The 25,124-nt window shown below is 74.5% G+C and carries 23 protein-coding genes; 14 read left to right on the top strand and 9 right to left on the bottom strand.

Going from position 1 to position 25,124, the window contains the following annotated elements; all coding sequences use genetic code 11:
* Positions 1–35: 35 nt before the first annotated feature.
* Positions 36–1,010: a pirin family protein gene (locus ACFVS9_RS07810; protein WP_389930896.1), complete on the bottom strand. Its 975-nt coding sequence runs from the start codon at positions 1,008–1,010 to the stop codon at positions 36–38.
* Positions 1,011–1,131: 121 nt separating this feature from the next.
* Here ACFVS9_RS07810 and ACFVS9_RS07805 point away from each other — a divergent pair, with 121 nt between their 5' ends.
* From ACFVS9_RS07805 to ACFVS9_RS07785, 5 genes are all read left to right on the top strand, one after another.
* Positions 1,132–1,620: a carboxymuconolactone decarboxylase family protein gene (locus tag ACFVS9_RS07805; protein ID WP_383116852.1), complete on the top strand. Its 489-nt coding sequence runs from the start codon at positions 1,132–1,134 to the stop codon at positions 1,618–1,620.
* A 339-nt stretch (positions 1,621–1,959) separates the two neighbouring features.
* On the top strand, positions 1,960–3,144 hold the full coding sequence (locus tag ACFVS9_RS07800) for a polyprenyl synthetase family protein (RefSeq protein WP_383116853.1): 1,185 nt from the start codon (positions 1,960–1,962) through the stop codon (positions 3,142–3,144).
* Complete coding sequence (gene crtI / locus ACFVS9_RS07795; protein ID WP_383116854.1) at positions 3,141–4,676, top strand: phytoene desaturase family protein; 1,536 nt, start codon at positions 3,141–3,143, stop codon at positions 4,674–4,676. Before ACFVS9_RS07800 ends, crtI begins: the two co-directional genes overlap by 4 nt.
* Positions 4,673–5,641: a phytoene/squalene synthase family protein gene (locus tag ACFVS9_RS07790; protein WP_389930894.1), complete on the top strand. Its 969-nt coding sequence runs from the start codon at positions 4,673–4,675 to the stop codon at positions 5,639–5,641. Before crtI ends, ACFVS9_RS07790 begins: the two co-directional genes overlap by 4 nt.
* Positions 5,638–6,645, top strand: a complete 1,008-nt coding sequence (locus ACFVS9_RS07785; protein ID WP_389930893.1) for a DUF5914 domain-containing protein — start codon at positions 5,638–5,640, stop codon at positions 6,643–6,645. The genes ACFVS9_RS07790 and ACFVS9_RS07785 overlap by 4 nt, the downstream gene beginning before the upstream one ends.
* Before the next feature lie 3 nt (positions 6,646–6,648).
* Here ACFVS9_RS07785 and ACFVS9_RS07780 read toward each other — a convergent pair whose 3' ends face one another.
* The 5 genes from ACFVS9_RS07780 to ACFVS9_RS07760 form a co-directional block, all read right to left on the bottom strand.
* Positions 6,649–8,211 (bottom strand): FAD-dependent oxidoreductase, encoded by a 1,563-nt coding sequence (locus tag ACFVS9_RS07780; RefSeq protein WP_389930892.1) that lies wholly within the window; start codon positions 8,209–8,211, stop codon positions 6,649–6,651.
* Positions 8,208–8,939, bottom strand: coding sequence for a class I SAM-dependent methyltransferase (locus ACFVS9_RS07775; protein WP_389930891.1), 732 nt, complete (start codon positions 8,937–8,939; stop codon positions 8,208–8,210). The genes ACFVS9_RS07780 and ACFVS9_RS07775 overlap by 4 nt, the downstream gene beginning before the upstream one ends.
* Positions 8,936–10,144 carry a lycopene cyclase family protein gene (locus tag ACFVS9_RS07770; RefSeq protein ID WP_389930889.1) on the bottom strand — a complete coding sequence of 403 codons (1,209 nt, stop codon included), beginning with the start codon at positions 10,142–10,144 and terminating at the stop codon, positions 8,936–8,938. The genes ACFVS9_RS07775 and ACFVS9_RS07770 overlap by 4 nt, the downstream gene beginning before the upstream one ends.
* Positions 10,141–11,403 carry an NAD(P)/FAD-dependent oxidoreductase gene (locus tag ACFVS9_RS07765; RefSeq protein ID WP_389930888.1) on the bottom strand — a complete coding sequence of 421 codons (1,263 nt, stop codon included), beginning with the start codon at positions 11,401–11,403 and terminating at the stop codon, positions 10,141–10,143. Before ACFVS9_RS07765 ends, ACFVS9_RS07770 begins: the two co-directional genes overlap by 4 nt.
* Positions 11,404–11,604: 201 nt before the next feature.
* A complete protein-coding gene (locus tag ACFVS9_RS07760) occupies positions 11,605–13,149 on the bottom strand; it encodes an alpha/beta fold hydrolase (protein ID WP_389930886.1) in 1,545 nt (514 codons plus the stop codon).
* 92 nt (positions 13,150–13,241) lie between these two features.
* Between ACFVS9_RS07760 and ACFVS9_RS07755 the strand changes: the two genes are divergently transcribed.
* On the top strand, positions 13,242–14,201 hold the full coding sequence (locus ACFVS9_RS07755) for a MerR family transcriptional regulator (RefSeq protein ID WP_389930885.1): 960 nt from the start codon (positions 13,242–13,244) through the stop codon (positions 14,199–14,201).
* Between the two features lie 70 nt (positions 14,202–14,271).
* On the opposite strand, the gene ACFVS9_RS07750 is transcribed toward ACFVS9_RS07755, so the two are convergent.
* Both ACFVS9_RS07750 and ACFVS9_RS07745 read right to left on the bottom strand, forming a co-directional pair.
* Entirely contained in the window at positions 14,272–14,700 is a 429-nt protein-coding gene (locus ACFVS9_RS07750; RefSeq protein ID WP_389930883.1) for a hypothetical protein, read from the bottom strand.
* 126 nt (positions 14,701–14,826) lie between these two features.
* Positions 14,827–16,038 (bottom strand): phosphatidylserine/phosphatidylglycerophosphate/cardiolipin synthase family protein, encoded by a 1,212-nt coding sequence (locus tag ACFVS9_RS07745; protein ID WP_389930882.1) that lies wholly within the window; start codon positions 16,036–16,038, stop codon positions 14,827–14,829.
* A gap of 162 nt (positions 16,039–16,200) precedes the next feature.
* Between ACFVS9_RS07745 and ACFVS9_RS07740 the strand changes: the two genes are divergently transcribed.
* The 7 genes from ACFVS9_RS07740 (at position 16,201) to ACFVS9_RS07710 (ending at position 23,133) form a co-directional block, all read left to right on the top strand.
* On the top strand, positions 16,201–17,379 hold the full coding sequence (locus tag ACFVS9_RS07740; RefSeq protein ID WP_389930880.1) for an epoxide hydrolase family protein: 1,179 nt from the start codon (positions 16,201–16,203) through the stop codon (positions 17,377–17,379).
* 193 nt (positions 17,380–17,572) lie between these two features.
* Complete coding sequence (locus tag ACFVS9_RS07735; RefSeq protein WP_389930879.1) at positions 17,573–18,997, top strand: PepSY-associated TM helix domain-containing protein; 1,425 nt, start codon at positions 17,573–17,575, stop codon at positions 18,995–18,997.
* A gap of 112 nt (positions 18,998–19,109) precedes the next feature.
* Positions 19,110–19,643, top strand: coding sequence for a putative immunity protein (locus tag ACFVS9_RS07730; protein ID WP_383116867.1), 534 nt, complete (start codon positions 19,110–19,112; stop codon positions 19,641–19,643).
* 153 nt (positions 19,644–19,796) lie between these two features.
* Complete coding sequence (locus ACFVS9_RS07725) at positions 19,797–20,585, top strand: hypothetical protein (protein WP_389930877.1); 789 nt, start codon at positions 19,797–19,799, stop codon at positions 20,583–20,585.
* A 137-nt stretch (positions 20,586–20,722) separates the two neighbouring features.
* Positions 20,723–21,472 carry a sigma-70 family RNA polymerase sigma factor gene (locus ACFVS9_RS07720; RefSeq protein WP_389930876.1) on the top strand — a complete coding sequence of 250 codons (750 nt, stop codon included), beginning with the start codon at positions 20,723–20,725 and terminating at the stop codon, positions 21,470–21,472.
* A gap of 78 nt (positions 21,473–21,550) precedes the next feature.
* Positions 21,551–22,456 (top strand): metallophosphoesterase family protein, encoded by a 906-nt coding sequence (locus ACFVS9_RS07715; RefSeq protein WP_383116870.1) that lies wholly within the window; start codon positions 21,551–21,553, stop codon positions 22,454–22,456.
* The gene (locus ACFVS9_RS07710) at positions 22,453–23,133 is read left to right on the top strand and encodes a 4'-phosphopantetheinyl transferase (RefSeq protein ID WP_389930874.1); all 681 of its coding nucleotides are present in this window, start codon (positions 22,453–22,455) and stop codon (positions 23,131–23,133) included. Before ACFVS9_RS07715 ends, ACFVS9_RS07710 begins: the two co-directional genes overlap by 4 nt.
* Before the next feature lie 210 nt (positions 23,134–23,343).
* On the opposite strand, the gene ACFVS9_RS07705 is transcribed toward ACFVS9_RS07710, so the two are convergent.
* Entirely contained in the window at positions 23,344–23,859 is a 516-nt protein-coding gene (locus tag ACFVS9_RS07705; protein WP_389931072.1) for a GNAT family N-acetyltransferase, read from the bottom strand.
* Positions 23,860–24,315: 456 nt separating this feature from the next.
* Between ACFVS9_RS07705 and ACFVS9_RS07700 the strand changes: the two genes are divergently transcribed.
* Positions 24,316–25,065: an SDR family oxidoreductase gene (locus tag ACFVS9_RS07700; protein WP_389930873.1), complete on the top strand. Its 750-nt coding sequence runs from the start codon at positions 24,316–24,318 to the stop codon at positions 25,063–25,065.
* Positions 25,066–25,124 lie beyond the last annotated feature (59 nt).

The following is a 25,124-nucleotide window of genomic DNA, read 5'->3' as shown; positions in this document are numbered from 1 at the left end:
CCGCCGCGTCCCGGACGGGCGGACGCCGGCACGGGTCAGCGGGGGAGCCCCCGTGGCTTCAGACGGGTCGTGGGGAGCTGCGGCGCCGGGATCGGGTCCCCGTCGTAGCCCTCCACCACGCCGAAGCGGGTGCCGTGCTCCCAGTCCTCGCGTGCCCGGCTGATGTCCTCGTGCGTACGGCCGACGAAGTTCCACCACATGATGATCCGTTCCTCGAACGGGGTACCGCCGACGAGGACGGCACGGGCGGGCGCGTCCGTCTCGTTGGTCAGGGTCACCTCGTCGTGGCCCGGACCCAGATGGCCGAGCTCCGCCCCGCGCACCGGTGTGCCGTTCATGCGGACACTCCCCACGTCGACGAGCAGCCCGTGCTCGAAGGAACGGTCCGTGGCGAGGGTCGTCGTCGCGCCCGGCTCCAGGACGATCTCGGCCCCGAGCAACGGGGTGAAGGCCGGGACCGGCGAGGTGTCCCCGGCGAGGGTGCCGAGGAACACCCTGACCACGGCTCCGTCCAGGTGGACCGGGTCCGGTGCGTGGTGCCGGAAGTCGCTCGCGGCATCCCGGTGTTCCCCGGGAAGGGCCACCCACAGCTGGACGCCGTGCAGCACGGTGGTGCCCGGGGTGGAGACCTCGGTGTGGCTGATCCCGTGGCCACCGGTCATCAGGTTCAGCTCACCGGGGCGCACGAAGGCGTGGCTGCCCAGGCTGTCACGGTGCTCGATCTCCCCGCTGAACAGCCAGCTGACCGTCTGCAGGCCGATGTGCGGATGCGGGGCCACGTCCATCCCGCCCGTCAGGGTGACGTCGTCGGGGCCGTAGTGGTCGATGAAGCACCAGGCCCCGATGGTCGTACGGGCCCGCTGCGGCAGAGTGCGCCGCACGGTCATCGCCCGGGGGCCGCCCAGGGGTACGTCACGCGGCGTCAGCACGCTGACGCCGGTCTCCGGAGCCGCCTCCTGACCGCCGGTGGCCTCGTCCGGCACGGCCCCGCCCGTGTCCACGCCGCTCATCGCGGGACCCCCTGTGCGACAAAGGTGCTTTCATGTTCAACAATCATGCTTGATGATAAGCCGCCGTCCGCCCCGGGCGCGGCACGTTCGAGGGGCGGGACGCCCCGGTGAGGAGTCCAGGGTGCACGACACGGAGGCGGACCATGCGCGGGACCGGGTCTACGTCGACAAGCGGAGCCCGAAGGCCTACCAGGCGCTGACCGCGACGGCCGAAGCGGTCCGCGCGGTCGCGCGGGAGGCGGGGCTGCACCGCACCCTGGTCGAACTGGTCAACCTCCGGGTGTCGCAGATCAACGGCTGCGCCTACTGCCTGGACGTCCACACCAGGGCCGCGCTGCGCGCCGGCGAGACCGGCCGGCGGCTGGGCGTACTGGCTGCCTGGCGCGACACCGAGGTGTTCACCGAGCAGGAGCGTGCCGCCCTCGCCCTGGCCGAGGCGACGACGCACCCCGCCGACGCGGCTCTCCAGGAGGACGCGTACGCCACCGCGCGCCGGTCCCTCTCCGACGACGAGATCTCGGCCGTGGTCTGGGTGGCCGTCACCATCAACGCCTTCAACCGCGTCTCGATCATGAGCAAGCACCCCGTGCGCGGCGTTCCCCGGCAGTGACGCGGTGACGTGCCCGCGGCACCGCGGTGCCGCGGCCCTCCCCGTGACATCCGGCGCGGGCGCGGCGGGACGCGCCGGAGTGTTCCCCGCGCCGTCCGTGCCGGAGCCCCGTGGCCTGCCCGCGCCGGGGCCGTACCGCCGTCCGCCGGACCCGGGGGCGCGGACCTCCGGGTGCTCCCGCCGGGCCGGATCCGCGCCCCGCCCCCCTTGTCGTCCGCCGTCCGGGTGAACTCCGCTCCGACCCGGCCGTGTGCCGGGCAGGCATAGGCGCATCCGCGGTCCTCGCGGCCGGAGGCACCGGTGGACGCGCGAGCGGCCACCGAGCGAAAGGGGCTGTCCATGCTCGGGCCACGGGCGACGCGGGCAAGGACCGGTGCGGGCGCCGGCCCCGCCCCAGGCGGCGGCGGAGGCGGCGGCACCGGGACGGGCCGCGCCCCGCACACCGCCGACGCCACGGCGGCCGTCGACGCCGTCCTCGCGGAGTACCTGCACACCAGGCTGGAGGAGGCCCGCCGGGTGGACGCCGTGTTCGCCGAGGAAGTGGCGTCCCGGGTCGCCGCGTTCGCACTGCACGGCGGCAAGCGGCTGCGGCCGGCCTTCGTCCGGTGCGGATGGCTGGCCGCGGGAGGCACCGGCGACCCCCGGACACCACCGCGCGTCGGCGCGGCCCTGGAACTGCTGCAGACCTGCGCACTCGTGCACGACGACGTCATGGACGAGTCGCCGGTGCGCCGCGGCGCACCCGCCATGCACGCGGACTTCGCGCGGCGGCACGAGGCGGCCCGCATGCGGGGATCGGCCGCGTCCTTCTCCGCCACCGCGGCGGTGCTCGCCGGAGACCTGGCGCTGGCCTGGGCCGACGATCTGTTCACCGAGACCGCGCTGACCTCTCCGCACGGCCCACGGCTGCACGCGGAGTGGCGCGCGATGCGCGGTGAGATGGTGGCCGGGCAGTACCTGGACATGCGGGCGCAGGCGACCGGTTCCTCCGACCCCGCCCAGGCCAGGAAGATCGCCACCCTCAAGAGCGCCCTCTACACCGTGGAGCGGCCGCTCGCCCTGGGCGCGTCCCTGGCGGGGGCCGACGCCCCTGCCGTCGACGCGCTGCGGTCCGCCGGGCGCTGCGCCGGGCTCGCCTTCCAGCTCCGCGACGACCTGCTGAGCGTGTTCGGGGACCCGTCGCGGACCGGGAAGCCGGCGGACGAGGACCTGCGGGCACGCAAGCTCACCGGCCTTCTCGCCATCGCCCTCCGCCTGGCCGCCGAGTCGGGCGACACCGACGCCCTGGACGTACTCGGCCCCGACGGGGACCCGACCGGTGGAGGCACGGTCGAGCGGATGCGGGCCGCGCTGGAACGTACCGGCGCGCGAGCGGTGGTCGAGGAGGAGATCGCCGTCCTCTCGGAGTCGAGCCTGCGTCACTTCGCCGCCGCGGACCCGGACGCCCGTGCCCGACGGGAGTTCGCCGGGCTGGTGGCGCGGGCCGTGGGCACCGCGCCCTCCCACGACGAGGAGGCCCTGTGAGGACCCTGTCCGGCCCCACGGACCACGTGGTGGTGGTCGGTGCCGGCCTGTCCGGCCTCGCTGCCACCCTCCATCTGCTCGGCGCGGGCCGCCGGGTGACCGTGGTCGAACGGGACACCGGACCCGGGGGGCGCGCCGGGCGGCTGGAACTCGGCGGCTACCGGATCGACACCGGCCCGACGGTGCTGACCATGCCGCACCTGGCGGACGAGGCCTTCGCCGCCGTCGGGGACAGCCTCCACCGCCGGGTCGAACTGCTTCCGCTGAACCCGGCCTACCGGGCCCGTTTCGCGGACGGCAGCCGGATCGACGTACACACCGACGGCGACGCCATGGAGGAGGAGGTACGCCGCTTCGCCGGGGCGGCCGAGGCGGCGGGCTACCGCCGGCTGCGGGTGTGGCTGGAGCGGCTGTACCGCACGCAGATGCGCCGCTTCATCGACACCAACTTCGACTCGCCCCTCCAACTCCTGCACCCCGACCTCGCCCGGCTCGCGGCCCTGGGCGGCTTCGGCCGGCTCGATCCGCAGATCGGCAGATTCCTCACGGACCCCAGGCTCCGCCGGGTCTTCTCCTTCCAGTCGCTCTACGCGGGCGTCGCCCCGGCCCGCGCGCTCGCCGCCTACGCGGTCATCGCCTACATGGACACGGTCGCGGGCGTCTGGTTCCCGAAGGGAGGCATGCACGCGCTGCCCCGGGCGATGGCGGACGCGGCGGCCGACGCCGGGGCCCGGTTCCACTGGTCCGCCGAGGTCAGCGCACTGGAACGGTCCGCCGGCCGGGTACGGGCCGTCCGGCTCGCGTCGGGCGAACGGATCACCTGCGACGCGGTTGTCCTGACCCCGGACCTGCCCGTCGTCCACCGCCTCCTGGGCCGGGCGCCCCGCCGCCCCGTGCCCCTGCGGCACGCCCCGTCCGCCGTGGTCCTGCACGCCGGCACGGACCGCACCTGGCCGGAACTCGCCCACCACACCCTGTCCTTCGGCGCCGCGTGGGAACGCACCTTCCACGAACTCACCCGGACCGGACGGCTGATGAGCGACCCCTCCCTGCTCATCACCCGCCCCACGACGCACGACCCGTCACTCGCGCCCCCGGGCAGACACCTGCACTACGTCCTCGCCCCGTGCCCCAACACCACGACGGGCCCGTCGGCGGGCACCTGGGAGGACCTGGGGCCGCGCTACCGGGACAGTCTCCTGGCCGAGCTGGAGCGCCGGGGCCTCGACGGCTTCGAGGCCTCGATGGACCGGGAGCTGCTGGTCACACCGGTGGACTGGACGTCCCGGGGCCACGCGGCGGGCACCCCGTTCTCCGTGGCGCACACCTTCGCGCAGACCGGCCCCTTCCGGCCGCGCAACCTCGTACGCGGCCACGACAACGTCGTCCTCGCCGGATGCGGAACCACCCCCGGGGTGGGTGTGCCGACCGTACTGGTGAGCGGCAAGCTCGCCGCCGCCCGCGTCACCGGCCCCTCCCGCGCGGCGGCCACGCGCCGTCGTCCCCCCGTCCTCGAAGGGCAGCGCCGATGAACCGCCGTGAACTGGATGCCGCCGGGATCACCGAACCCGCCCTGCGTGACGACTACACCCGGTGCCGGCTGATCAACGCCCGCCACGGCAGGACGTACTTCCTCGCCACCCGGCTGCTGCCCGTCGAACGCCGCTGCGCCGTCCACGCGTTGTACGGCTTCGCCCGGTGGGCCGACGACATCGTGGACGACCTGGACCGCCGGCGGTCCCCCGGGGAACGCGACCGCCTGCTGCGGCTGCTGGAGAGGGACCTGGCCCAGGGGCTGCGCACGGGAGGCGGCGAGGAGCCCGTGGTCAGGGCCGTGGCGGACACCGCGGAACGCTACGCCATCGACCACGGCCTGTTCGCCGACTTCCTGGGGTCCATGCGCAGCGACCTCACCGTCACCGACTACCCGACGTACGACGATCTGCGCGCCTACATGCACGGTTCCGCGGCGGTGATCGGCCTCCAGATGCTGCCCGTGCTGGGGACGGTCGTGCCCCGGGAGGAGGCGGCCCCGCACGCGGCCGCGCTCGGGGAGGCCTTCCAGCTCACCAACTTCCTGCGGGACGTGGGCGAGGACCTTGGGCGCGGGCGCGTCTACCTGCCCGCCGATCTGCTCGCCGCCCACGCCGTGGAACGGCCCCTGCTGGAGTGGAGCCGGCGCACCGGACGCCACGACCCGCGTATCCGGGCCGCGTTCGCCGAGGCCGACGCGGTGATCCGGAGCGTGTACCGGGAGGCGGAAGGGGGCATCGCCATGCTGGAGCCGCGGGTACGGCCCTGCATCCGCACGGCCTTCGTCCTGTACCGGGGCATCCTGGACGCCATCGCCGCCGACGACTACCGGGTCCTGCACCGCCGGGCCGTGGTGCCACGCGGGCGTCGGGCCGTCACCGCCGCGGGCGGACTGGTCCGGATCCTGGGGGCACGGATGCGGCCCCGCCCACCCGTCGCCACGCCCGAGGGCGCACCGCGATGAACGGCCGCCGAGTGACGACGGCCCGGACCTCGCCGCTGCGCTTGCGGCGCACCCCCCGCTGGGAACGCCAGGCCCCCACCTGGCGCGAGGCGAGGCCCGCCCTGATCGCCGGAGCACTGGAGCGGGCCACCGCCCGGCCGTCGGGCAATTGGTACGTCGTGGGGGCGTCCCGTGCGATCGGGGCACGTGAGCGCCCGTACGGCCGGACGGTCGCCGGGACGGAGGTCGTGCTGTGGCGCTCCGAGGACGGTGCGCTGCGCGCCGGACCGGGGGAGTGCCCGCACCTGGGAGCCCCGCTGCGCGACAGCCGGGTGGTGTGCGGGACGCTCCTGTGCCACTGGCACGGTCTGGCTCTGGAGGGCAGGCCCTTCGCCGGGTGGGAGCCCTACCCGGTGCACGACGACGGGGTCCTGGTGTGGGTGAGACTGGACGCCGCGGGAGGGGAGAGCCCGCTGGACCGGCCGGCCGTCCCGGTGAGACCGGTGCCCGGTGAGGCGGTCGAGGCGGTGTTCACGGCGGCGGGCGACTGCGAACCCGAGGACGTGGTCGCCAACCGGCTCGACCCCTGGCACGGCTCCTGGTTCCATCCGTACGCGTTCGTCGGTCTGGAGGTGGCCGCCACCCCCGAGGACGGCGAGGACGACGCGTTCGCCGTCGATGTCTCGTTCAAGGTCGCCGGCCGCCTGGTGGTGCCGGTGCGGGCGGTGTTCACGGCGCCAGGACCGCGCACGGTGGTCATGCGCATCACGGACGGAGAGGGCACGGGTTCGGTGGTGGAGACCCACGCGACGCCGCTCACCGCCCCCGGCGCCCCCCGCCCCCGGACCGCGGTGGTCGAGGCCGTCGTGGCGGCCTCCGGCCGGCCGGGCTTCGCCCTGGCGCGCGCCGTCGCGCCCGCCCTGCGGCCCCTGATGCGCCGGACCGCGGGCCGGCTCTGGCGCGACGACCTGGCCTACGCCGAACGCCGCTGGTCGCTGCGGAGCACGGGGCGCTTCCCCGGCTGAGTGTCACCGCCGCGCCGCCCGCCCCGCCAGGGCGCGCAGGGCCCGGGAGCGTCCGGCACGCGGAACGGTCCACAGCACCTGCCCCCGGACGCCCCAGCCCGCGAGGAGCGCGTTGGCCGCGAGGAAACCCGACGTCGCGGCACGTTCCATCAGGGCGACGGGAAGCCCGGTGCGCACCAGATCACCGGCCAGCGTGACCCGGGGGTGCGGGGTGCGCACGGCCGGTCTGCGGTGGTAGCCGCCCACGGGGAACACCGGGCAGTCGGCGCGCCATTCGTGGCGGGCGTCGACCACCCGGGCACTCTTCGTCTCCGGATAGACCTCGTGCAGCCGGTCCAGCATCCGGCGCCGCACCTCCTCGGGCCCGGTGCCCGCCTGGACGGCGTAGGCGTGGAGTTCGACCACGGAACCGCCCGTCCGCGCGGCCCACCGGGCCGACTCGCCCTCCCAGCGGTCCAGGACGCTGATGTTGTCGAGTCCGTCGAAGCCGCTGGTCCCGAGGAACCCGGCGCGGTCCTCGCGCACCGGGCGGTCGAGCCACAGCCGGGACACGAGGAAGGGCGGCGCCGTACGCAGCGCGGCGATGCCGTTGCGCCAGGACGCGTCCCCCAACTGCTCCGATCCACCCACGACATGGCGCAGACCGTCCGTGTCCAGGGCGAGCACCACGGCCTGGTGGCGGTCGGCCGCGCCGTCGCTCTCCACGACGAGGTCCCCGTCGGCGGGGCCGCCGACACGGTGGACCGCGGTGCCGGTGCGCACCTCGGCGCCGAGGCGCCGCAGATATCCGCCCAGCGGTTCCCACAGGGCCTGCGGGAACGGCTCGCGCGGCACGTCGAAGAGGAGCCCCTCGGAGGATCCGAGGAAGTAGATGTGGAACATCAGCAGCAGCTCGGCGGCGGAGAGCTCACGGGGGTCCGCGAAGAAACTGCGGGAGAACACCTCGAAGGCGAGGTGGTGGGCGGCCTCGGGGAAGTTGATCCGGTGCAGGAAGTCCGTGGCACTGACCCCGTCGAACCGCTCGTACACCTCGGGGACCCCGACGTCGAGGAGGGGCAGCGCCTCACGGGGGTTCATCGCGGCGAGATCGCGCCAGCCGAACGCCGGACTGAGCGCGACGAATCCGAGCGCGCTCCACGGCGGAGTCCTCGGCACACGGGCGAAACCGTCCGCCATGCCGTCGCGGTGCCGCAGGGGGTAGTCGGGCAGGGGCGTGAGGGAGGTGAGGCCGGGATCCGTACGGCGCAGCAGCCCGCGCAGGTTGTAGTACTGGCGGAAGAACGCGTGGAAGCCGCGGCTCATCGTCGCCCCGGACCCGTCCGCGAGGCGGACGGGCCACCCGGCGAGACGGCCGCCGAGGGACTCTCCCCGCTCGTACAGCGTCACACGGACACCGCGTTCGGCGAGCGCGGTCGCCGCCGCGAGACCCGCGATGCCGCCGCCCACGACCCCGGCCGAGGGCGCGTCGCCGGTGAAGCGCTCACGTCCCGGCTCCGGCATCAGCACCTCGGCCCTGCGGTCGCGTCCGTGCCGGGTGCGGTCAGGGCGGCGCCGGCGGCCACTCATGACGCCCCCGGCCCGGCGGGACCCGTGCCGTTCCGGGCGAGGAACGCGTGCACGATCCCCCGCTGCCAGCCACCGACGGGCACGGTCCGCACGAAGGGGAACCCGGCCCGGGAGATCCGCCGCGCGAAGCCGGGCGCCGTGTCGAACGCGAGGACACTGCGCCACAGATGGTGATACAGCGCGCGGTCCCCGGTCAGCGTCCCCGCCGGGACGACGATCCCCCGGCAGACCGCGTTCCAGACGGCCCGGTGCACCGGTGAGCCGCTGAGGCTGTACTCGTGGACCAGCAGACGGCCGTCCGGGCCCAGCAGGGACCGGACGGCCTCCAGGACCTCGCTCGGTGCGGCGACGTTGCGGAAGAGGTACGCGGCGAAGACGGCGTCGTAGGTGCCCTCGTCGGTGGCGCGGAGTTCCTCGGCCGACCGGTGCAGGAAGCGGACGCCGGGGGGCCAGTGCTTCGCGCGGGCACGCTCCAGCATGCCCGCGGACGCGTCGACCGCCGTGATCCGGGCGTACGGGGCCACGCGCAGCAGCGCCCGCGTGGACGCGCCCGTACCGCACCCCAGATCGAGCACCCGCAGCCCCTTTCCGCCACGGGGCAGCCGGAGGCGGTGCGCCGAGCGCAGGAGCCCGGAACGGTATCCCGGATGCAGCGCGGTGAGCCGGTCGTAGGTGAGGGACGCGTGATCGAAGGCATGGGCCAGGTCGTCGTCCCGCAGCAGGGTCATCGGGGTCTCCCTTCGGATCGGCCGGTCGCCCGGCGGGTGAGAAAGGGGAGTTCGGCCGCCGTGCGCAGCATCGGCCCCACCGGCACACCCAGGCCGATCCCGAACTCCTCCCACGGCGTGCTCCCGCCGTCGAGGAAACGCAGCAGCCGCTCCGCGGGAACGCGGCGGAACAGGTCGGTGAAGAAGCGCGGCCCGTCCACGCGGCCGGTGTCCAGGGCGCGGAGCAGCACGGCGTCCATGGCGAGCGCCCTGCGGCCGTGCGGTGGCGGCACGCCCCGGGACCCGCGGTGCGGTGCGGTGGCGATGGCCCTGCTCTGCCGCTGCACCGCGGCGAACGTGTAGCCGGTGGCCGGACGGGTGGCGCCCCCGGCGGCCCCGACGCGGAAGACGGCGCGGCCGGTCCGGCGGGGGAAGCGCGCGTCGGTCATCGGGATGACGCCCTGTTCCGCCGACTCCACGGCGAACCGGCCGAGCCTCAGGACGTCGCCGGTGTACCGGTGCAGCGCGGCCTCGTAGGCGGCCGTCGTGAGCGGGGCGCGGGAGAACTCGGTGTACTCCACCAGGGCCCGGTCCCGGGCCAGCGGCAGGACGTAACCGAACGCGAGACCGTGGCGGGGCTGGCGGACCCGGAAGTCCATGAGGTCCGCGACTCCGGGATCGAAGCGTGGGGCGGCGGTCCGCACGAACCAGCCCCGGAAGTGCTGGAGCAGGAGCGTGCGGTGCGGTGGTGTGCCGCTCAGCGGCCGGGAGTCGAAGACGACCCTGCCGCGCAGGGTGAGGGGCTGCCCGCCCGGTGTCGTGCAGCGCACCGTCGCGCCGTGCGGCGCGTCGCGCACCTCATGGGCGGTGGCCCGCACGACGCGGGCGGCCGGGGCGGCCGCGAGGCGGGAGTGCACCAGCCGTTCGAGGAGGGCCGAGCGGACCATGCGGTAACGCAGCGGAGAGGGGTCCGCCTCGACGGCACAGCCGTCCGGTCCGCGTACCCGCAGCCTCTCCCAAGAAGCGACGACGGCCTCCTCGAACTCCCCGGTGCCCGCCTCCCAGTAGCACCAGGTGCGCTCGGCCGGGCGCAGCGGCCCGTCCGGCGCCTCGACCAGCGTCACCCCCGTCCCGCTCCTGGTGAGCCAGTGGGCCAGGCTGAGCCCGGCGGCACCTCCGCCCACGACGACGGCGTCGTCCACCCGGTCCTGGACGGGCCCGGTCACGTCCGGGCGGCCCGCGTCGGCACCCGGTCGGCCAGCACCTCGCGCGCGGCCCTGCTGCCGGAGGCCAGCGCACCCTGCACCGACCCGGTGGCCCGGTGGTCCCCGCAGACGTACCGGCCCCGCGCGAACCGGGTCGTACGGCTCAGGGGCCAGGGGGGCCGCATGGCGGGCAGGGCCCCCTCCACGGTGTACGAGGCGACCGTCTCCCAGGTGCTCGTGTCCGTGTCGTACAGCTCGGCCAGCCGTGCGCGGACCGTCCTCTCCCCGCCGGGCGGACCCGATCCGAGCACGGAGGTCGACATCAGCGCGGTGCCCGGGGGAGCGTGGCCGGGCACGACCTCGGTGAGGACGCAGCTGTTCAGGACGGCGAGGCCGCTGTCGACGACCAGGGTCGGTTCGGTCAGCGGCGACCGGTCCGCCGCGTGGTAGTACGTCGTCACCGTACGGCCGTCCGGCACCGGCAGGCCGGGCAGCAGGCGGGCGGCCGTGGCGGAGTCCGTGGCCACGACGACGGAGGAGGCCGGCCGCTCGCCCCCGTCGGCCAGCAGGACCCCGGTGTCCGTGATCTCCGCGACGGCCGAACCCAGCCGGAGCACGCCGTCCGGCAGCCCGGCGGCGAGCTGGGCCGGTACCGCGCCGATGCCCCGCGCGGGCAGGCAGAGCGTGCCGCGCGCCATGCTCCGCCAGACCAGGTGCAGGAAGCGCGCGGAGGTCTCCAGCCCCTCCTCCAGGAACACCCCGGACAGGAACGGCCGCAGGATGTCCTCGATCGCCCGTGGGGACAGTCCCGCGCGCACGAGGGCTTCCGACGCGGTGCGGTCGGTCACCCGGCCCAGGCGCCGCGGCGGGAGGAGGACGTCACGCGCCGTGAGTGCGGCGAGCGCGGCGAGGTCGCGCCCCGGCAGGACACGTCCGGGCAGCAGCGCGCCCGCGTCCCGCGGACGCCGTGTGGGGTCGGTGACACGCACCCGGCCCGACGGCGTGCGGGCGATGAGCCCCGGGGTGAACGGCCGCAGGCGCAGGGCCCGCAGATCGAGACGCTTCTTCACCTGCGGGTACGAGGTGTTGAACACCTGGAAGCCCCGGTCCAGGAGGAAGCCGTCCCGGCGGTCCGTGCGCATCCGGCCACCGACCGCGTCGGACGCCTCCAGGAGCTCGACCCGGAGGCCCGCGCCGCTGAGGTCGAGCGCGCAGGCCAGTCCCGCCAGGCCGGCGCCCACGACGACGGTGTCCGGCGGTGGGTGCTGTCGGTTCGTCATCCGTGCCCCTCGGCTTGGTCCCCGTACGGCTGACGGGTTGTCAACCCGATCATGTTCCGGGTCCTGAAGCCAGCAGCCGCCACGGAGAGGGGCCCTTCATATGACCCGTGTGCCGCAGGGGCGGCCGGAGCCGGCGGTGGCCCCGGGGTCCTCAGCCGCGTCCCCGCGCGCGGGCCGCGAGGGCGGCGACCGGCCCGGGGTTCAGGCCCTCAGATGACGCAGGACCGTGCGCATCGAGCGGCGCACGGCCTCGCGCGACTCCTCGGTGCGGTCGGTCGTCTCGAACGCGTGGTGACCGTTCGGCACGTCGATCACCTCGACGACGGCCCCGCACGTCCGGGCGGCGGTGAGGAACGCCTCCACGGTGGCCGCCACGGCGTCCGCCTCCAGCCCGGCGCGGACCAGGACCAGGGGCAGCGAACCCGCCCGGGCCACCGCGTCCACGGGGAGGAAGCGGTCGGCGAGCCGGCCCCAGTTCGGCAGGGGCGCCATGACGGGGTAGGAGGCCGCGAGGCAGCGCAGCCACGACGGGGGCCGCGCCAGCCAGTCCGCGGCGAGCGGCCCGCCGCCCGAGAAGAACCACAGGGCGATCCGGTCCGCGTCCACCCGTGGATCCGCCCGGACCCGTTCCACTGCCTCCGCCACGTCGTCGGCGGCCGACCCGTAGTCGGTCAGGGCGTGCAGCCGGTGGTCCAGGGTCACCCCCACCACTCCGGCGGACGCGGCGTAACGGGCGTACCCCGACAGCACCGGCCAGTCACGCGGGGTCGGGCGGGCCTCGCGGGGGACCGGGCCACCGTGGACGAGAAGCAGCGCGGGCCGGGGTCCGGGAGCGGACGGCGGGAGGTACAGGTCGAGGAATCCCGTGCGCTCGGCGGGAAGTTCCGGCACGTCCAGCGGGAACGGCCCCGGTTCGGAGGCGTCCGCCGGGGTCAGGTGGTGTCCCTCTCCGCGCGCGGCCCTCAGCAGCGTGTCGGCCAGCGCGGTGGGGTCGGACAGCATCGGCCAGTGACCCGTGGGCAGTTCGAAGAACGTCACCCGAGGGCCGGTGAGCGCCCGCAGGGCCGGATCGCCGAAGTCCACACGGGCCTGCACCATCGCGATGCCGGCTCCGCCGTGCGTACAGAGCACTCCGGTCACGGGCACCCCGGCCGCGGCGCCGGTCAGCGACAGCGGCTGGAGCAGCGTGCCCAGCGGCTGCGGCGAGGCGAGGTCCGTGAGCAGGTCGAGCGCCGGGCCGGGGACGCCCGCGGTACTGCCCCAGAGCTGCCACGCGTCGCGTGCGGGAGGCGGCAGCACCGCGCCCGGCCCGCCCTCGGCGGCCCGCGACGCCTCCTCGCGCAGGCCCTGGTCGGCCACGGCCGCCAGGGCGGGGACACCGTCCCGGGGCAGCCCCGAGTCCAGGTGGACGATCCGGGCGATCGACTCCGCCCGCCGGTCGGCCGCCCCCAGCACGGGATGGATGCCGTAGTCGTGGCCGACCAGCACGATCTCCTGCCCGGTCTCCCGCACCACCTGGTCGATCACCGTGAGGACATCCGCGATGTGCGTCTCCAGGTCCGTGTGCCCGGCGTGCCCGGCACCCGTACCGTCCGCCCCGTACCCTCCGGCGGAGGGACGGGCGCCGCCGAGTCCCGTGAGGGCCACCGCGTGGACCTCGGCACCCGTGGCCGTCAGCCGCGAGGCCACCTCGTCCCACACGTACGGGCCGGTGAACACCCCGGGCACCAGGATGAAAGCGGTCATGGTCTCTCCTCGGTACGCCGTCGTCGGAGGACCGGCCCGGTCTCCCGGTCCTCTCGCGGGTACCGTAGGAACTCCCCCTGAGGGAGGTTCAAGTGTTCGCGTCCCACGACGGACTGTGCGGGATCGGCGAACTCGCCGAGCGCGCCGGGGTCAGCGTCAAGACGGTCCGCTTCTACTCCGACAACGGCCTGCTGCCCGAGGCGTCCCGCAGCGCCGGGGGCCACCGCAGGTACGGTCCCGACTCGTTGGAACGGCTGCGGCTGATCCGCTCCCTGCGGACCATGGACCTGCCGGTCTCCGCGGTACGCCGCGTCCTGGCCGAACAGGACGCCACGGGGGACGCGGGCCGCGCCCTGGAGGACGCCGTCGCCGTACGGCTGCGCGCACTCGGCTCCCACCTGACGGCGCTGCGCTGGAGAGAGGCGGCACTCCGCTCGGTGCAGGAGTGCCCGGCGGCGGAACGCCCCGCGCGGCTGCGCCTGATCGGCGGGGTCACCGCGCCGCCGAGCACCGCGCCCCTGGCCCGGTTCTGGCGTGCCTGGCTGCCGCCCCGGATGCCGGCCCGGTCCGTCACCGCCTTCCTGGAGGCGGCGGTACCCCGGCCGCCCGAGGACCCCGAGCCGTCCCAGGTGCTCGCCTTCGCCGGACTGTCCGCCCTGGTGTCCCGGCCCTGCGGGGGCCGCGAGGCCACCCAGCCCCGCGCGCACGAGGCCGCGAGCCCCCGCGCGTCGGCCGTGCTGTACGCCGGGCTCGCGCAGGCGTACGACCTGGCGGGCAGGGAGATGCGCCTGAACAGGGAGCCGTATCCGGGGGAGGCCCTGGACGGGTTCGTCGACGCCTACGCGAGCGCCCTCGGCACCGCGGACACCCCGGACTTCCGTCGCGGGCTCGCCCGTCAGCTCGCGGCCGACCCGCGCATCGACCGCTACTGGGAACTGGCGGCCGAACTGGCCGGCGGGCCGGCCGAACCGACGCCCGGGACGGCGCACGACTGGCTGCTCGCCGCGCTGACCGCCCGGTCGGAGGCGGCGCTCCGGGCACACGACGGCTGAGGCGCCGGGCGCCTTCCGGCACGGGGATCCGCCGGCGACCGGCCCGGAGGCCCCTGCCGTACGCCCGCCGTCACTGCGGCCGTCCCAGGGCCCACCCCGACACATCGGCCAGGCGTCCGCGCCACAGGGGCAGTCGCAGGGACCCCGTCCCGCCGAAGACCAGCGTGGCGTCCCTGAGATGGATCCAGCGCGGCAGTTGCGCACCGCCGTCACCGGGACCCAGTTCCCTGATCCCCTGGTCCACCGTCTCGGGGAACTCGGCGATCAGGTTCGCGCCCTCGCCCTCGACCTGGCGGAGGCTTCGGGCCCAGTCCGCCTTCCACGCCTCATGACCGATCACGTCGCCGTGCAGCACTCCACCGGCCAGCGCGAGAGTGATCGGCAGGCTGGAGCGCTGTTCTCTGTCCAGCAGCTGGATCAGCAGCTGGAGCTGCAGATCGGGCACGGGTTCCGTGACCACCGCGGCCGTTTCCGGCCGCGTCCCGACGGACTCACTCATGGACACTCCCTTCACCTGACGAGCGGCAGGTGACAGCCCGTATGCCCCGGGCGGGAGCCCCCACACCCCCGGGGCCCGGCGAACGGGCACGGGAGAGGAGTCACCCGCACCTCGGCGAGGACCAGCTCAGAGCCAGCGGCGGATCGGCAGGACGGCCGTCTCCCGCAACCGCTGCACGGGCGAGCGGCGCTTCCACCGGCGGGCGTCGATCAGGGTGCTCCGTTCCACGTCCTCCTCGAAGTGGCCGTCCAGCGCGACGGTGAACTCCCGGTCCAGGACGGCGAGCATCACCTCCTCGTCGTGTTCGAGGGAACGGCGGTTGAAGTTCGTCGAACCGATCAGCGAGGCGACCCCGTCCACCGTCAGCGCCTTCGTGTGGAGCATGGTCGGCTGGTACTGGTAGATCTTCACGCCGCAGGCGACGAGTTCCTCGTAGTGGTGCTGCCCGGCCAGCTGGCACACCCGCTTGTCGGTGTGCGGCCCGGGGAGCAGTATCTCCACGGACACACCCCGGCGCGCGGTGTCGCACAGCAGCCCGATGAAGTACGTGTCGGGCGCGAAGTACGCGGTGGTGAGCCGGACCCGTTCCTCGGCGGACTCCAGGACGACGCGGAGCAGGGTCTGCATGTCCTGCCAGCCGAAACCGGCCGATCCGCGCACCACCTGGACGACCGAATCTCCGTGACGCGTCGCGTCGACGAACCGGTCGCGAGCGGTGAACAGCTCGTCGTGGCACTCCGCCCAGTTCTGCGCGAACGCGGCGGCCAGCCCGTCCACCGCCGGCCCCCGCACCCGTACGTGGGTGTCGCGCCATTCGCTCTCGTCGCGGGCGTCCCCGCACCACTCCTCGGCTATCCCGACACCGCCGGTGAACGCGGTCTCCTCGTCGGTGATGAGGACCTTGCGGTGGCACCGGTGGTTCTGCTTCAGCGGTGAGAGGTACAGCGGCTTGCGGAACCACGCGACCTCCACGCCGGCCTCGTCCATCATCGCCAGCTGGTCCTTCTCGATGAGCCGGGACCCGAAACCGTCCAGCAGCAGCCGCACCCGCACACCCGCGCGCGCCCGTTCCGACAGCGCCTCCGCGAACTCGCGGGCGATGTCCCCGCGCCAGTAGACGAACGTCATCATGTCCACGGTGTGTTCGGCACCGCGGACGGAGTCCAGCATCGACGCGAAGATCTGGTCCCCGTTGCGCAGCGGGACGAGCTCGTTGCCCTCGGTCGCGGCGATACCGATCAGACGTTCCAGCCGCCGCCGCAGCCGCTGGGCACGCTCCGCGTACAGGGTGTCGTCGGGTCTGTCGTGCGCGGATAGCTGACCGGTCTGGCTGGACATCTCTCACCTGGTGTTCTGGGGGCGACGGGCAGGGCGACTGTACTCCCGGGTCGGCCCGCCCTCCCGAGCAGGTTCGGACACGCGTACGACGCCTGGCCGGATCCCGCCGGACACCCCGGTCGGCCTTGCCCCCCGGCGAGCCGCCGTCCCTAGGATGCGTCCATGCCCGACGCGCAGCTCCGCCCCGAGCCGTTCATCCAGCAGACCGCCCCGGCGGCCCTCGAAGACCTCCGTGCGAGGCTGCGCGCCACGCGCTGGCCGGACACGCCCGAGGACGCCGGATGGTCGCTCGGCACCGACCTGGACTACCTCCGCGAGCTCGTCACCTACTGGGCCGAGGACTTCGACTGGCCCGCGCAGGAGGCGCGGCTCGCCCGGCTGCCCCGCTTCCGGGTCCCGCTGGGCGGCCTCGGCATCCACTTCGTGCACGCCCGCGCCACCGCACCCACCACGCCCGCCCTTCCCCTGGTCCTCAGCCACGGATGGCCGGACTCCTTCTGGCGCTACTCCAAGGTCGTCCCGCTGCTCACCGACCCCGGCGCGCACGGCGGCGACCCGGCCGACGCGTTCGACGTGGTGGTGCCCGACATGCCGGGGTACGGGTACTCCGACCGGCCCGCCGGCCCGCCCCTCGACTCCGTCGCCGTCGCCGGTCTGTGGGCCGAGCTGATGACGGTCCTCGGCTACGAGCGGTTCGGCGCCGCGGGTGGCGACGTCGGCAGCCACGTGAGCCGCTATCTCGGCCTGGACCACCCCGACCGGGTCGTGGCCGTGCACCGCACCGACGGCGGTCTGCCCGTCTTCACCGGAGACCCGGCGGACCTCACCCAGGAGGAGCGCTCCTGGATCGACGGAGCGGCGGCCTGGGGCGCGGTCGAGGGCGCCTACGCCGCGATCCACCGCACGAAGCCCCAGACCGCCGCCTTCGGGCTCACCGACTCGCCGGCCGGGCTCGCGGCCTGGATCGTGGAGAAGCTCCGCTCCTGGAGCGACAGCGACGGCGACATCGAGCGGAGCTTCACGAAGGACGAGATCCTGACGAACATCACGCTGTACTGGCTGACCGGCACGATCGGCTCCTCCATGCGCATGTACCGCGCGAACGCGGCGATCCCGCCCGCACAGCACGCCAGGCGGGTCGAAGTCCCGTCCGGCTTCTCGCTCTTCCCCGGCGAACCCGTCCTCCCGCCGAGAGCGTGGCTCGAGCGCACGACGAACATGGTGCGCCTGACCGAGCCCGCGCGCGGCGGGCACTTCGCGGCGTTCGAGGAGCCGGAGGCCTACGCGCAGGAGCTCCGCGACTTCTTCCGGCCCTACCGCACGGGGACCGCAGCGGACTGAGCGCTGCCGAGGGCGCGGCGGAGGGCGGGAACGCGGCGGCGCGCACCGGACAGGCGCCGTGGCCACAGCCGTCGCCGCCCCCGGGGACGCGACGGGTGCGAACAGCCGGGAACCACCGGGCCGTCCGCTCCGACTACTGGAGCGGCCGGCCACGGTCGGCCCGCCCCGTCCCGCACGCGTCAGGAGAACAGCCATGTCCGTCGAGCCAGCGGTCCTCACTCCCGGTGACACGGAGGGGACCGGACAGCCCGATCCACCCGGAGGGCGTACCGCGTGGGCGTCGCTCCGGCCGCTGGTGCTGAGGCTGCACTTTTACGCCGGAGTGCTCATAGCGCCGTTCCTGCTGGTCGCGGCGGTCACCGGTCTCCTCTACGCCGCGTCGTACCAGGCCGAGAAGATCGTGTACGCGGACGAACTGCGGGTGCCCGTGGGCGGGAGCGAGCTGCCCGTGTCGCGACAGGTGGCGGCGGCCCGGGAGGCGCACCCCGAGGGAGAGGTCAGCGCGGTCAGGCCGTCACCGGAGGACGGCGCGACGACCCGCGTCCTGCTGTCCGGGGTACCGGGTGTGAACCCGGATCACACGCTCGCGGTCTTCGTGAACCCGTACACAGGTGAACTGACCGGAGCTCTGGAGCAGTACGGCTCCTCCGGAGCCCTGCCCCTGCGCACCTGGATCGACGAGTTCCACCGCGACCTGCACCTGGGACAGACGGGCCGCCTGTACAGCGAACTCGCCGCGAGCTGGCTGTGGGTGACAGCCGCCGGAGGTCTCGTGCTGTGGTTCGGACGCCGCCGATCACGGCGGACCCTACGGGGGACCAGCGGCCGCCGGCGCACCCTCTCGCTGCACGGCACGGTGGGCGTGTGGGTGGCGATCGGCCTCTTCTTCGTATCGGCGACGGGTCTGACCTGGTCGACGTACGCGGGGCAGAGCGTCACGGACCTGCGGGAGGCCGTCGGACAGACGACGCCGGTGCTCACGGAGGGCGTCGCGCCAGGGGGCGAGCACGCCGGGCACGGCGGCCACCCGGGGGCGGGCGCGCCCACGGGGACGCGCGGAGCGGACATCGGGCTCGACGCGGTACTGAGCACGGCCCGCGCGGAGCGCCTCTCGGACCCCGTGGAGATCGTGCCTCCGGCCGACTCCTCGTCGGCGTACGTCGTGCGCCAGATCCAGCGGAGCTGGCCCGAGAAGCAGGACGCGGTCGCCATCGACCCGGGCACCGGTGAGGTCACGGACGTGGTGCGGTTCGCCGACTACCCCCTGCTGGCCAAACTGACCCGCTGGGGCATCGACGCCCATACCGGCGTCCTGTTCGGGCTGCCCAACCAGATCGTGCTCATCGGTCTCGCCGGCGGCCTGGTCCTCCTGATCGTGCTGGGGTACAGGATGTGGTGGCAGCGCGGACGCGGCTCCGCCTTCGGCCGTCCGCTGCCGCGCGGCGCATGGCAGAAGGTCCCGCCCCACGTGCTGGTCCCGCTGATGGCGGCCGTGGCCGTCCTGGGGTACTTCGTACCGCTCCTCGGCATCCCGCTGGCGGCGTTCCTCGCCGTGGACGTCGTGCTCGGCGAGGTCGCCCACCGGCGGGGGAAGCGCACGTACGCCGCCGCCGACTGACCGGGACGCGCGGGCGGGACCCGTCCGATCCGTCCGCCACAGGCCTCGGGGACGCGGGGCCTCCACGCGGATCCACGCATCCGGCGGACACGGCGTGGGGCAGGATGAGGCCATGCCCACCGAACCGGACGAGATCGAGCTGACCGAGGACGAACTGCGCCGGATCACGGGCTTCGCGGCGGACTGCGCGCACGGAACGCTGTGGGTCTTCGAGGACCGCCATCCCTCGGACACACGTCCGCGCGACGCCGTCGAGGCGGCTCACGTGTTCGCAGGCGGCGGCCGGCGCACCACTGCCCTGCGGCAGCGGGCGTGGGCGGCCTACAAGGCGGCCCGGGAGGCCGGTTCGCCGGGCGCGGCCGACGCGGCGCGAGCGGCCAGTCACGCGGCGGCGGCCGCCTTCCTCCACCCCAGGGCCAGCGCTCATCAGGTCAGACACGTCCTCGGAGCGGCGGCCCACGCGGCACGGGCGGAGGAACTCGCAGCCGTGGAAGGCCGTTCCGGCACGGCGGGGACGCTTGACCGGGCACTCCGGCACGCCCCCGCGGCGGTCGGAGCGGTGCTCGGCCGCCTTCCCCGCGCACCTGCGGGAGGAGGGCGCGTCGGGGAGCACATCCGCGCCCTCGACGCCGCCCTGCGGGCCTGAGAGCACATCAGATCCCCGGAGGCCGGGGCCCGGACGGACAGCGGCCGGAGCCGCCCGGCCAGGAACCGGCGGTCCGGTGCCGGCGTCTCCGCCGCGTGCGCCGTACGCACGCGGCTGCGCCGTGCCGGCCGTCGGTGGGAGGATGGGCCCGCCATGGATCCGGGCCGGTGTTCACGAGCTGTGCGGGCCGCGATGTTCGCGGTCGTCTGTGTGCTGCTCGCGGCAACGGGCCACGCCCTCATGTCGGGTGCTCCGGTCCCCTGGCGGGTGATGTCGGTGGCCTTCGCGGGAACGGCCGCGACGGCCTGGTTCCTCGCGGGCCGTGAGCGGGGACTGCTCGCCGTCACCTCGGCAGCCGTCGTCGCGCAGACCGCGCTCCACACGGGATTCACCCTCGCCCGGAACCTGGCCCAGCCGCCCCCGGTCGCGCCGGTGTCCTTCGCCCGTCAGTGGGCCGCGAAACTGCTGTGCGGCGACGGCGCGTCCGTGCTCCCCGAGCGGGAGGCGGTCGCGGTCGTCACGGACGCCGGCCTGGGGAACCTCATCTCCGTACCGCCTCCGGGCACATCCGCCGTGACGGCCGATCCGGGCGCGCACGGCCTTCACGCCCTGCACGGCCTGACCGCCGGCGCGGAACCCGCCGTGCACGGGGGGCCGGGTCCGGTCGCCATGGCATCGGCGGGCATGCTCGCGGCCCACCTCCTCGCCGCCGTGCTGTGCGGCCTGTGGCTCGCCCACGGCGAGCGAGGCCTCTTCCGTGTCCTGCGCGCCCTCGCCGTGCGGCTCTGGACGCCGCTCCGGCTCCTGCTGTGGCTCGCCCCGCCCCCGCCGTGGCCGCGTCCACGCGTGCGACGCCGGCGCACGGACCACACGCCCGTGCGGCTCCTGCTCGTTCACAGCATCACCTCGCGGGGCCCGCCGACGGGAACGGCTGTCGTGTAGCGACAGCGGCTTCCCCGGGCGCACGCGCACCACCGTGCGGCGGCCCGGGTACCGGCGTGCCCTCCGGCAGGCCGTTCCCGTCACCGGCACGCCTCGTGCGCGGCCGGACACCACCCGCCCGTAAGGACCTTGTGGCGATGACCCATGCCCCGCACCCCCCTGCCGGCACCGCACCGGCACGACAGAACTCCCCTTCCGGCGCGGCACCGCCCCGCCGCACCTCCGCGCCCGACGGAGCGCCGGCGCGGTACTCGCCCGCGTCCGACGCGGAGGCGACCCGGCTCGCGCTGGCGGCACGGGACGGGGACCCCGCGAAGGCGGACCGTTTCGTCCGGGCCCTGCACAGCGACGTCCGGCGCTACGTCGCCCACCTCAGCGCGGACCCCCAAGGCGCCGACGACCTCACCCAGGAGGTGTTCCTCCGGGCGTTGACCAGCCTGCCCAGGTTCGAAGGCCGCTCGTCGGCCCGTACCTGGCTCCTGTCCATCGCCCGCCGGACCGTCGCCGACAGCCTCCGCCGCGCCGCCGCCAGGCCCAGGCTCGCGGGCCGCGACGACTGGCAGGGCACGGTGGAACGGGCCCAGCCCGTCGGCGTACCCGGCTTCGAGGAAGGGGTCGCCCTCGCCGAACTCCTCGCGGTGATACCGGCCGAGCGCCGCGAGGCGTTCGTACTCACCCAACTCCTCGGCCTGCCCTACGCCGAGGCCGCCACCGCCATCGGCTGCCCGGTCGGGACCGTACGCTCACGCGTCGCCCGGGCCCGCACGGCGCTCGTCGCCCTGCTCACGGAGGAGGAGGGAGACTCCGGAGCCGCGCCCGCGCGACCCGCGCCGCCGCACCGCCGGGGCGGGAACCCGCCGGCTCCTGACCGGCTCGTCCCGGTGTGAGCCCCTGAGGGCGGATGAACCGGGGGCGTGTCGAGCGGCACGCCCCCATCGGACCCCCGGAGACGATAAGTTCGAACGATGAGCTCTCCGACACGGCCCGACCCTCACCCGCCGAACGGTGCCGGTCGGCTCCTCGCCGTCAGCGATCTCCATGTCGGGATCGCCGACAACCGTCCCGTGGCCGACCGGCTGCGCCCCACCAGCGACGAGGACTGGCTCATCGTCGCGGGGGACGTCGCGGAGCAGGCCGAGGAGGTCGAACGCGCGCTGGAACTGCTCGCGGGCCGGTTCGCCCACGTGGTCTGGACCCCCGGGAACCACGAGCTGTGGACGGTGGACATGGACCCCGTACGGCTGCGGGGCCAGGCGAGGTACGAGCACCTCGTCCAGGTGTGCCGGGAGCTCGGTGTGAGCACGCCCGAGGATCCCTACCCCCGGTGGCAGGGCGCGGACGGCCCCGTGGCCGTGGCCCCCGTCTTCCTCCTGTACGACTACACCTTCAGGGTTCCGGGCACGGCGACCAAGGAGGAGTCCCTGGCCCGCGCCCACGACGCCGGTGTCGTCTGCACGGACGAGTACCTGCTGCACCCCGACCCCTACGAGACCCGGGACGACTGGTGCCGGGCACGGGTGGCACTCACCGAACAGCGCCTCGCCGCGCACGATCCGGACGTTCCCCTCGTCATCGCCGGGCACTGGCCCCTGCTGCGCGAACCCACGTCCGTGATGTGGTACCCGGAGTTCGCCCAGTGGTGCGGCACGGAACTCACCGCGGACTGGCACCGCCGCTTCAACGTCGCCGCCGTCGTCTACGGCCATCTCCACATCCCCCGCACGACCTGGCACGACGGCGTACGGTTCGAGGAGGTCTCGATCGGCTACCCCAGGGAGTGGCGCAAACGGGGCCACCCCCGCGGGCTGTTGAGGCAGATCCTTCCGTACGACGGCCGGCAGCCCACGGCCCCGAAGGACGGCCTCTCGTGATCGAACGGCTCCTTCCCGCGTACGTGGCCTCCGCCGACACCTACGAGACGGACGCCCCGGCGGGCAGCCTGTACCCGGAGGAGGCACGGCTGGTGGCCACGAGCGTGGACCGCCGGAAGCACGAGTTCGCGGCTGTCCGCGCGTGTGCCCGCCGGGCGATGGCGGTCCTCGGGCTTCCTCCGGCGCCGGTGCTGCCGGGGCATCGTGGTGTCCCGTTGTGGCCGGACGGGATCGTGGGCAGCATGACGCACTGCGACGGCTACCGTGCGGCCGTACTGGCCAGGGCGTCCGAGGTGCGCGCGGTCGGCATCGACGCCGAGCCGAACGAACCGCTTCCCCCGGACGTCCTGGAGGCGATCTCGCTGCCCTCGGAACGGTCGAGGAGGCCCCCGGGCCCGGACGGACCGGACGGCGCGGCGGTCCACTGGGACCGGCTGCTGTTCAGCGCCAAGGAGAGCGTCTTCAAGACGTGGTTCCCGCTCACCCGGATCGAACTCGACTTCCACGAGGCGGACATCAGCTTCCGTGCGGGCCCGGACGGTGCCGCCGAGGGGACGTTCACCGCGCAGCTCTCGCGGACCGCGCCCGGGATGCCGATGTCGTACGAGGGCCGGTGGCTGATCGACAACGGCTTCGCGGTGACCGCGATCGTCCTGCCGGCCAGCGCTTCCGCCTGACACCGGCAGTGGCTCCGCCGGGACGCCGTGAGGTGCCGTGGACGGCCTGGGCGCCGTCCGCCGGGGGACATCCTCCGCGACGCTTCGTGCCGGGGGACGCGGGGGCCCGAGGAGGTCCGGCCGGGGGGTCGCGGGGGGCCCGTGCAGGTCCGGCCGGGGGGTCGTGGGGGACCCGTGCAGGTCAGGCTGGTGGCGCGAGGCGTCGGCCGGTCACCCCGGCACGTCAGGGTCGGTGGGCCGAGCCCGGGAGTACGGCCTCCGGCCCGCGGACGTGGTGCTGCCCCATCCGATGCGGAAGTGCTTGAGCCGGGCGTCCACGGCCACCAACCGCATGCCTGCCGATGCCATCACGTGGTGGGACCCGATGTTGTCGAGATCGGCGTCACCCTTCACGGAGAGAACCCCCTGGGAGCGCGCGAAGGCCAGCAGCGCCCTCAGCGCCTCGGAGGCGAAACCCTGGCCGCGTGCCGAGTGGATCAGGCCGTATCCGATGGTGACCTGGCCTGCGATGTCCGGTCTGCCGTGGAAGGCCACCCCGCCGATCGCGGGCCCGTCGGCCTTCCACCCGTCAGGGTCTGTTCCACCGGCCCTCGTTCCGTCAGGTCCCGGCCTCCCACTCACCGGCCTCCCGTTCACCGGCCTCCCGTTCACCGGCCTCCCGTTCACCGGCCTCCCGTTCACCGGCCTCCCGTTCACCGGCCTCCCGTTCACCGGCCTCCCGTTCATCGGTCTGCCGGCTTCCGGTCTGTTCGTCCGAGGTCCGTTCATCGCCGGTCCATCCCCGCGGAGCCGTATCTCGTACGGGCCGAAGGGCTGGGGGTCGCCCATGCCGGCGCACGTCGCCAGGAACCGGCGGGCAGCCGCCCGGTCGCCGTCGTCGGGATAGCCGGGGGCCCACCACACACCCCGTGGAGGTGCGGCCGGATCGCCGGTCTCCACCAGCGCTGCCTCCGCGGCGGTCAGCGGATGCAGGATGAGCCGGGCCGTCATGAGGCTGCGCATACCGGCCTGACTATCACCGAGTGAACAGGGAACGCATCCGAATTTCCGCTCCGAGCCCAGGTCAACAGGGTTGCTGGGCCCCGGCGAACCAGCAGTAGCGATGATATCGCGTGAGTGGTAGCGTTGTTTCTGTCAGGGCTCGTGGAGCCGACGGCACCTCTTTGCCACAGGAGCATCGTCATGACCGAGCAGCACACAGCCGGCGCACGCCGGGTCGCCCTTGTCACCGGGGGCTCGCGGGGAATCGGACGCGAGAGTGCCGAGCGGCTGGCCTCGGACGGATACGCGGTCGTCGTCAACTACGCAGGAAACAGGACCGAGGCGGAGGCGGCGGTGGCGGCCGTCGTCGCCGCCGGGGGCGAGGCCTTCGCGCACCGGGCCGACGTCGCCGACGAGGTGGCGGTGGCCGCCCTCTTCGACGCCGCCGAGGGAGCGTTCGGCGGAATCGACGTGGTCGTCCACGCCGCGGGTGTCATGTCGCTGTCCCCGCTGGCCGATCTCGACCTGGATGCGCTGGACCGCATGTACCGGACCAACATGCGCGGCACCTTCGTCGTCGGCCAGCAGGCTGCGCGCCGCCTGCGCGCCGGCGGTGCGCTCATCAACTTCTCGAGTTCCGTGCTGGCCCTCGCCATCCCCGGGTACACCGCCTACGCCGCGACCAAGGGGGCGGTGGAGGCGATGACGCTCATCCTCGCCCGCGAGCTGCGCGGCCGGGACATCACGGTCAACGCCGTCGCCCCCGGTCCGACGGCCACCGCGTTGTTCCTGGACGGCAAGGACGAGGAGACCATCGCGAGGATGGCCGCACAGCCGCCTCTCGAACGGCTCGGAGCTCCGGAGGACATAGCGGAGGTCGTCGCCTTCCTCGCCGGCCCCGGCCGCTGGGTCAACGGCCAGGTGCTCCGCGCCAACGGCGGCATCATCTGACCGTGGTGCCGGTGGGTGGCATCGTCCGGGCGCGGCGTTCCCCCGCTGCCCCGGCCCGT

The organism is Streptomyces sp. NPDC058008, assembly GCF_042886395.1.
In the GTDB taxonomy this organism is placed as follows: domain Bacteria; phylum Actinomycetota; class Actinomycetes; order Streptomycetales; family Streptomycetaceae; genus Streptomyces.
The sequence above is the reverse complement of the archived record's forward strand: the minus strand, read 5'-3'. Positions and strand labels throughout refer to the sequence as shown.

Excerpts from the sequence above, each read along its gene's own strand:
- ACFVS9_RS07745 (WP_389930882.1), bottom strand. The coding sequence starts at position 16,038 with ATGTCCAGCCAGACCGGTCAGCTATCCGCGCACGACAGACCCGACGAC.
- ACFVS9_RS07715 (WP_383116870.1), top strand. The coding sequence starts at position 21,551 with ATGAGCTCTCCGACACGGCCCGACCCTCACCCGCCGAACGGTGCCGGT.
- ACFVS9_RS07765 (WP_389930888.1), bottom strand. The coding sequence starts at position 11,403 with ATGACGAACCGACAGCACCCACCGCCGGACACCGTCGTCGTGGGCGCC.
- ACFVS9_RS07750 (WP_389930883.1), bottom strand. The coding sequence starts at position 14,700 with ATGAGTGAGTCCGTCGGGACGCGGCCGGAAACGGCCGCGGTGGTCACG.
- ACFVS9_RS07800 (WP_383116853.1), top strand. The coding sequence starts at position 1,960 with ATGCTCGGGCCACGGGCGACGCGGGCAAGGACCGGTGCGGGCGCCGGC.
- ACFVS9_RS07785 (WP_389930893.1), top strand. The coding sequence starts at position 5,638 with ATGAACGGCCGCCGAGTGACGACGGCCCGGACCTCGCCGCTGCGCTTG.
- ACFVS9_RS07775 (WP_389930891.1), bottom strand. The coding sequence starts at position 8,939 with ATGACCCTGCTGCGGGACGACGACCTGGCCCATGCCTTCGATCACGCG.
- ACFVS9_RS07730 (WP_383116867.1), top strand. The coding sequence starts at position 19,110 with ATGCCCACCGAACCGGACGAGATCGAGCTGACCGAGGACGAACTGCGC.
- ACFVS9_RS07725 (WP_389930877.1), top strand. The coding sequence starts at position 19,797 with ATGGATCCGGGCCGGTGTTCACGAGCTGTGCGGGCCGCGATGTTCGCG.
- ACFVS9_RS07705 (WP_389931072.1), bottom strand. The coding sequence starts at position 23,859 with ATGAACGGGAGGCCGGTGAACGGGAGGCCGGTGAACGGGAGGCCGGTG.
- ACFVS9_RS07790 (WP_389930894.1), top strand. The coding sequence starts at position 4,673 with ATGAACCGCCGTGAACTGGATGCCGCCGGGATCACCGAACCCGCCCTG.
- ACFVS9_RS07810 (WP_389930896.1), bottom strand. The coding sequence starts at position 1,010 with ATGAGCGGCGTGGACACGGGCGGGGCCGTGCCGGACGAGGCCACCGGC.
- ACFVS9_RS07780 (WP_389930892.1), bottom strand. The coding sequence starts at position 8,211 with ATGAGTGGCCGCCGGCGCCGCCCTGACCGCACCCGGCACGGACGCGAC.
- ACFVS9_RS07700 (WP_389930873.1), top strand. The coding sequence starts at position 24,316 with ATGACCGAGCAGCACACAGCCGGCGCACGCCGGGTCGCCCTTGTCACC.
- ACFVS9_RS07760 (WP_389930886.1), bottom strand. The coding sequence starts at position 13,149 with ATGACCGCTTTCATCCTGGTGCCCGGGGTGTTCACCGGCCCGTACGTG.
- ACFVS9_RS07720 (WP_389930876.1), top strand. The coding sequence starts at position 20,723 with ATGACCCATGCCCCGCACCCCCCTGCCGGCACCGCACCGGCACGACAG.
- ACFVS9_RS07735 (WP_389930879.1), top strand. The coding sequence starts at position 17,573 with ATGTCCGTCGAGCCAGCGGTCCTCACTCCCGGTGACACGGAGGGGACC.
- ACFVS9_RS07740 (WP_389930880.1), top strand. The coding sequence starts at position 16,201 with ATGCCCGACGCGCAGCTCCGCCCCGAGCCGTTCATCCAGCAGACCGCC.